The sequence below is a fragment of the Thiomonas sp. TH-17 genome, from assembly GCF_057473305.1.
In genome coordinates this window covers 1-6,813 of sequence record NZ_JBYCKI010000136.1, presented here as the reverse complement: position 1 = coordinate 6,813, position 6,813 = coordinate 1, and the positions used below count along the sequence as shown (strand labels likewise).

At 65.4% G+C, this 6,813-nt stretch carries 7 protein-coding genes; 5 read left to right on the top strand and 2 right to left on the bottom strand.

Annotated features, from left to right (window positions below):
* The 3 genes from AC2VLV_RS08175 to AC2VLV_RS08165 all read left to right on the top strand — a co-directional run.
* Positions 1-1,146 (top strand): phosphomannomutase/phosphoglucomutase (locus AC2VLV_RS08175; protein WP_486989511.1); only part of this gene is annotated, 1,146 nt, incomplete at its 5' end.
* Between the two features lie 8 nt (positions 1,147-1,154).
* Positions 1,155-2,195, top strand: coding sequence for a lipopolysaccharide heptosyltransferase I (gene waaC / locus AC2VLV_RS08170; protein ID WP_486989510.1), 1,041 nt, complete (start codon positions 1,155-1,157; stop codon positions 2,193-2,195).
* A complete protein-coding gene (locus AC2VLV_RS08165; protein WP_486989509.1) occupies positions 2,192-3,499 on the top strand; it encodes a 3-deoxy-D-manno-octulosonic acid transferase in 1,308 nt (435 codons plus the stop codon). The genes waaC and AC2VLV_RS08165 overlap by 4 nt, the downstream gene beginning before the upstream one ends.
* Here AC2VLV_RS08165 and AC2VLV_RS08160 read toward each other — a convergent pair.
* Positions 3,493-3,837, bottom strand: coding sequence for a rhodanese-like domain-containing protein (locus AC2VLV_RS08160; RefSeq protein ID WP_486989508.1), 345 nt, complete (start codon positions 3,835-3,837; stop codon positions 3,493-3,495). The genes AC2VLV_RS08165 and AC2VLV_RS08160 overlap by 7 nt on opposite strands.
* Positions 3,838-3,889: 52 nt before the next feature.
* A complete protein-coding gene (locus AC2VLV_RS08155) occupies positions 3,890-4,540 on the bottom strand; it encodes a protein-L-isoaspartate O-methyltransferase family protein (protein ID WP_486989507.1) in 651 nt (216 codons plus the stop codon).
* Between the two features lie 200 nt (positions 4,541-4,740).
* Here AC2VLV_RS08155 and AC2VLV_RS08150 point away from each other — a divergent pair, with 200 nt between their 5' ends.
* Entirely contained in the window at positions 4,741-6,021 is a 1,281-nt protein-coding gene (locus tag AC2VLV_RS08150) for an Nramp family divalent metal transporter (RefSeq protein ID WP_486989506.1), read from the top strand.
* 121 nt (positions 6,022-6,142) lie between these two features.
* Positions 6,143-6,813 (top strand): NRAMP family divalent metal transporter (locus AC2VLV_RS08145; RefSeq protein ID WP_486989505.1); only part of this gene is annotated, 671 nt, incomplete at its 3' end.

The following is a 6,813-nucleotide window of genomic DNA, read 5'->3' as shown; positions in this document are numbered from 1 at the left end:
GGCATGAACGCCACCCCCATGCTGTATTACGCCTGCGCCACCACGCCGGTGGTCAGCGGCATTCAGATCACCGGCAGCCACAATCCGCCCGAGTACAACGGCCTGAAGATGGTGCTCGGCGGCAATGCCCTGTTTGGCGAGCAGATTCAGGAATTGCTGGCGCTGACCCGCAGCGAAGCCTTCGCGCAAGGAAGCGGGAGCGCGCGGCAGGCGTCTATCGTCGAGGACTATCTGGGCCGGATCAAAGGCGACATCAAGCTGGCGCGGCCGATGAAGGTGGTGGTCGATTGCGGCAATGGCGTGTCGGGGGCTTTTGCGCCGCGGTTGCTGCGCAGTTTGGGCTGCGAGGTGGTGGAGTTGTTCTGCGAGGTCGACGGCACGTTTCCCAACCATCATCCCGACCCCGCCGATCCGCACAACCTCGAAGACCTCATCCGCACCGTGCGCGATACCGGCGCCGAACTCGGCCTGGCTTTCGATGGCGACGGCGACCGGCTCGGCGTGGTCACGCCCAGCGGGGCCGTCATCTGGCCCGACCGGCAGCTCATGCTCTACGCCGCCGATGTGCTGGAGCGCCATCCCGGCGCACCCATTCTGTTCGACGTGAAATGCACCGCGCAGTTGCCGGCCTGGGTGCGCCAGCATGGCGGCGAGCCAGTGATGGGCCGTACCGGGCATTCGCTGGTCAAGGCCAAGATGAAAGAAATCGACGCGCCGCTGGCCGGCGAGATGAGCGGCCACATCTTTTTCAAGGACCGCTGGTACGGCTTCGACGACGCGCAGTATGGCGCGGCCCGGCTGCTGGAAATTCTTTCTCGTGCCGAGAATGCGGGCGCCGTGCTTGAAGCCCTGCCCGATTCCGTCTCCACCCCGGAGCTCAAGCTGGAGACCGCAGAGGGCGCCAACTTCACGCTGTGCGAGCGTTTGCAGCGCGAAGGCCGCTTTCCCGGCGCTTTGGATATTTCCACCATCGACGGCGTGCGTGCCGACTACGCCGATGGCTTCGGCCTGGCGCGGCCCTCCAACACCACGCCCTGCGTGGTGCTGCGATTCGAGGGCGTCGATGCGGCGGCGCTGGCACGGGTGCAGGCCGAGTTTCGCGCCGCGCTGCTGGCGCTCGATGCTTCGTTGAAACTGCCATTTTGACCACGGTATTGAATCCGTCCACACCGCCCTTGCGCGTGCTGATCGTCAAGACCAGCTCGATGGGCGACGTGGTGCACGCGCTGCCCGTGGTGCACGACATCCTGGCCGCGCATCCCGGGGCGCAGATCGACTGGCTGGTCGAGGAGGCCTACGCCGACATCGTGCGCGCCCATCCCGGTGTAAGGCGAGTGATTCCGCTGGCGTTGCGGCGCTGGCGCAAGCAGTTCTGGCGCGCAGAAACCCGGCAGGAGTGGCGCGAGTGGAAAGCTGCTTTGCGCGCCGAAACCTATGACGCCGTGATCGATTTGCAGGGCTTGGTGAAAAGCGCCCTCATCGCCCGGCTGGCGCGCGGGCCGCTCTATGGCCTGTCGTGGCGCAGCGCTCGCGAGGCGCTTGCGCCCTTGTTCTACGCCCATCGTCAGAAGACCGACTTGCATCGCACCGAAGCCGCCGTGCCGCGCTACCGGGCGCTGGTCGCCTGGGCCTTGCGCTATGCCCCACAGGGCAAGCCGCAATATGGTCTGAGCCTGCAGGCAGAGCGCCCCTCGTGGCTGGCGGGCGATGCACCCTATGCCTTGCTGCTGAGCGCCACCGCCAAAGACCGCAAGCTGTGGGAAGAAGCGCGCTGGGTCGCTCTTGGGCAGGCGCTTGCAGCGCAAGGTCGGATCGGCGTGTTCGCCTGGGGCAATGAGGCCGAGCGCGCACGCGCTGTGCGTCTGGCCGAGGCGGTGAATGCCGCCGCGTCGGACGTCACGATGACACGCGCTTGCGTTGCCCCCGCTGCCTTCGGCTTGGCCGAATGGATGCGGGTGTTGCGCGCGGCCAGCGTGGTGGTTGGAGTCGATACCGGCCTGCTCTATCTCGCTGCCGCAGTGGGCACGCCCGCTGTGGCCCTCTACACCGGCTCGTCGCCGCACAGCGTGGACTTCGAGTCGGCAGGGCCCTGGCGCAGTCTGGGCGAAACCGGCCAGCAGCCTGCTGTGGCCGACGTGCTGAATGCCACGCGGGACGTGCTGGCAGCGGCTGCGGATAGCCGCCCCTCGGCATGAAACTGGCCTTGCGGGTTTACGGCCTTCTCTGGCGGCTGGCTTTGCCCTTCGCCTTGCTGCGGCTGTGGTGGCGCGGCCGCGCCGAGCCGCTGTATCGGCGGCATTGGGGAGAGCGGCTGGGGTGGTTCAGCGGCAAGTCGGCTTCTGCGACAACTGCGGGGCCGCTGATTTGGGTGCATGCGGTGTCTCTGGGCGAAACCCGCGCCGCAGCGCCGCTGATCGAGGCGCTGCGCGAGAAGATGCCGCAGATGCAGCTTTTGCTCACGCACATGACCGCCACGGGCCGCGCGGCCGGGGCTGAGCTGCTGCGGCCCGGCGATGTGCAGGTCTGGCTGCCGTATGACTTGCCGGGGCCGATGCGGCGGTTTCTGCGCCGGTTTCAGCCGCGTGCGGCGGTGCTGATGGAAACCGAGGTGTGGCCGAATCTAGCCGAGCAATGTCGCGCAGCCGGGGTGCCGGTGCTGCTGGCCAATGCGCGGCTGAGCGCGCGCAGTGCGAGCCGTTGGCAGCGCTGGCCGTCCTTGGCGCGCGTGGCCTGGGGCGGGTTGTTCGCTGCGGCGCAAACGCCGGAAGATGCACAGCGCATTCGGGCCATGGGCGCGGCGCAGGCGACGAGTCTGGGCAATCTGAAGTTCGACATGCGACCCGACCCCGCGCTGCTGCAACTCGGCGAGCAGTGGAAGGCGGCTGCTGTGCGCCCGGTGTTGCTGCTGGCGTCCACACGCGAGCAGGGCGGGGACAGCGAGGAGGCGTTGCTGCTGGCCGCGCTGCCTTTGGCGCTGGCGCAGCGGGCGCTGCTGGTTTGGGTGCCGCGCCATCCGCAGCGCTTCGATGCGGTCGCGCAACTTCTCGCGGGCCAGGGCCACGCCGTTCAGCGTCGCAGCCTGGGGGCGCCGACGATTGAGACGGCCGTATGGTTGGGCGACTCACTGGGCGAGATGGCGGCTTACTACGCCATGGCCGATGCGGCGTTCATCGGCGGCAGCCTGCTGCCTTTGGGCGGGCAGAACCTGATCGAAGCCTGCGCTTGCGGATGCCCTGTGGTGCTGGGGCCATCGCAGTTCAACTTCGCTGCCGCGGCTCAGGCAGCGATCGACAGCGGGGCTGCGGTGCAGGCGGCGGATGCGGCGCAGGTGTGGGCGGCTTTTGCGCATTGGCTTGACGACCCTGAAGCGCGCCGGGCGGCTGCTCAGAATGCCCGCGCCTATGCCGCGGCGCACCAGGGCGCGGCGCAGCGGCAGGCGGATTGGATCGTGGAGAACGCGGGGGAGGCGCTTTCTCAGCGCCTGGACGCGGATCAGTAAATCGGCACCGAGGGGTCGATTTCGCGCGACCAGGCGGTCATGCCACCGTTGAGGTTGTACAACTCGCCGAAACCGTTCTGCTCCAGGAAGCGGGCAATCATCATGCTGCGATTGCCGCTGCGGCAGATGACCACCACCGGCTTGCTCTGATCGAGCTCGTTTTGCCGCAGGGGCACGATGCTCATGGGGATGTGGGTGACGGGGCAGTGCGGATGCTTGATCGCCGCCATCTGGAATTCCCAGGGCTCGCGCACATCGAGGAATTGCCAGTCGGTGATGGGGGCGGTGGCGGCTTCGATCTTATCGGCCAGTTCGCGCACGCTGAGTTGCTTGATCATCAGGGGGTCCTTGTTTTGTCAGAGGGTGTAAATGCATTCACACCCTCTCTGTTCAGAATTGGAAGCGCGAGGGCTCGGGGAAATGCTCCAGCCGCGTGGCCGCGGTATCGAACAGATCGCGGGTGCGGAAGTCGGTGGCCGTGGGACGGGTGACGATCTGCGCGCGCATCACCGGATCAAAGCCGACGATGGCTGCCAGCCGCCCGCCCGGTTTGAGGCGCTGCAGCAGGTCTTGCGGAATCTGCGCGACCGAGCCGGAGAGCACGATCACATCGAATTCGGCGCTTTTGGAATAGTGCGCGCCATCGGCCTGTTCGACGGTGACGTTGCTCATGCCGGCTCGCTGCAGATTGGCGCGCGCCATGGTCACCAGTTCCTCGTGGAGTTCCAGGGTCTGCACTGCGGCGGCGCGGTGGCCGAGCAGGGCGGCCATGAAACCGCTGCCCGCGCCAACTTCGAGCACCCATTCATCTTTGCGCACCGCGAGTTCCTGCAGGATGCGCGCTTCCATCTTGGGTGACAGCATGTTCTGGCCGCAGGGCAGGGGAATTTCGGTGTCCATGAAGGCCAGACCGCGATAAGCCGCGGGCACAAAGTCTTCGCGGCGCACGCTGCCCAGCAGTTCGAGGATGCCGGCGTCCAGCACATTCCAGGGACGGATCTGCTGCTCGATCATGTTGAAACGGGCTTGCTCGATGCTCATGGGTTCTCCGTAACGCAGGGTGAAAGTGCCACAGTTTAATTTGTGATGCAAAACCGGCGGACGACGCGGTGTCTGCTGAAGAGCAAATTTCGCGCCGTTTGCCGCATCGTTGCGGGCTAAGACGTTCATATCCAAATCCAATTAGAAATTTATGGTAATTGACATAAATTATCAGCAAGACGTTCAGCACGGAGAAGGTCATGTCGTATGCCTCCACACTCGATCAGCGCACCGCTCAGGCCGCGCATCTCGCCTTGGGCGGCGGCGCAAGGGGCGCGCACGGGCTGCGGCGTACCTTGCCTTTCATCGGGCCAGCGGTGGTGGCCTCGGTGGCGTATGTCGATCCGGGCAACTTCGCCACCAATATCCAGGCGGGCGCGCAGTATGGCTACACCCTGCTGTGGGTGGTGCTGTGGGCCAATCTGGCGGCGATTCTGGTGCAGGGCCTGTCGGCCAAGCTGGGCATCGCCACCGGGCGCAATCTGCCTGAACTCATCCGCGAGCGTTTTCCGCGCAAGCTGGTGTGGTTTTACTGGGTGCAGGCCGAGATCGTGGCGATGATGACCGATCTGGCTGAGTTTCTCGGCGCGGCGCTGGCACTGCACCTGCTGTTTGGTCTGCCCATGGGGGCTTCGGTGCTGGCGGCCTTTGTCGTGGTGATGGGCATTCTGACGCTGGAGCGCAAGGGCTTTCGTCCGCTGGAATTGGTGGTGGCCGCGCTGGTGGGGGTGATTGCGCTGGGCTACGGCCTGCAACTGGCGCTGAGCCATCCTGCCTTGCTGCCCATCCTCCAAGGCACACTGACGCCGAGTTTCGGCGGCAGCTCCGATGCGGTGTATCTGGCGGTGGGCATTCTGGGGGCGACCGTCATGCCGCACGTCATCTATCTGCATTCCAGCCTGACGCAGCGGCGCATTCAGGTGCCGGTGCAGCGGCGGGCGCTGCTGATGCGTTTCGCCTGGAAGGACGTGATGCTGGCGATGGGGCTGGCCGGTCTGATCAATATGGCCATGCTGGCGGTCGCCGCGGCCACCTTCCACCAGCAGGGCCTCGCGGCGAATGATCTGAGCGAGGCTTATCGCATGCTCACGCCGATGCTGGGCGCAGGGGCGGCCACGGTGTTCGCTCTGGCGCTGCTGGCCAGCGGCATTTCGAGCAGTGTGGTGGGCACGATGGCGGGGCAGGTGGTGATGCAGGGGTTGGTGGGTTTCACCGTGCCGCTGTGGGTGCGCCGTCTGGTCACCAGCTTGCCGGCTGTCGTGGTGGTGATGTTGGGCATCGATCCGACGCGCACGCTGGTGTTTTCGCAGGTGGTGCTGTCGTTCGGCATTCCCTTCGCACTCGTGCCCTTGCTGCTGTTCACCTCCAACCGGGGTTTGATGGGCGAATTGGTCAATCGGTCGACTGTGCGCTGGGTTGGGTGGGCGGTGACGGCGCTGATCATCGCGCTGAATGCGCTATTGCTGTGGAAGCTGATTTGACAGTTGGCGTAGAACGAAAGAAGTGTGAGCAGGAGTAAATGCGATTGAATTACAAATAAAAGTAAATAGCATTTGCAGCATAAGCCTTCGCTCTCGCGTGGGCAGATGAGAGGCAAATGCCATGTCCGCAAGTTCCACCCTGCCACAGCCCGGCCCTCGGGTGCTGTCCCGACTGGCCATTTTTCTGGCCGTGCTCGGCCCGGGGCTGGTGGTCATGCTGGCCGATACCGATGTCGGCAGCGTGATTACTGCGGCACAGAGCGGGGCGCAATGGGGCTATCAACTGCTCAGTCTGCAGCTCGTGCTCATTCCCATTTTGTATGTGGTGCAGGAGCTCACGGTGCGGCTGGGCATATTCACCGGCAAGGGGCATGGCGAGCTCATCCGAGAAACCTTCGGCGCGCGTTGGGCCTGGGTGTCGGTGGCGGGTTTGGCGGTGGCTTCGGTCGGGGCCATCATCACCGAGTTTTCGGGGGTGGCCGGGGTCGGGGCGCTGTTCGGCGTGCCGCGCGGCTGGAGCCTCGGCCTGGCGGCGGTGTTTCTGCTGGCGGTGGTGTGGACGGGGTCTTACCGCCGGGTGGAGCGCATTGCCATCGCGCTTGGGCTGTTCGAACTGGTGTTCGTCTGGGTGGCGTTTCGCGCGCCGATCGAAGGTGCTCAGGTGTTGCAGGGGCTGGGCCATGTGCCGGTGCAGCAACCAGCGTATTGGTATCTGGTGGCGGCCAATATCGGCGCGGTCATCATGCCGTGGATGGTGTTCTATCAGCAGTCCGCCGTGGCCGACAAGAAACT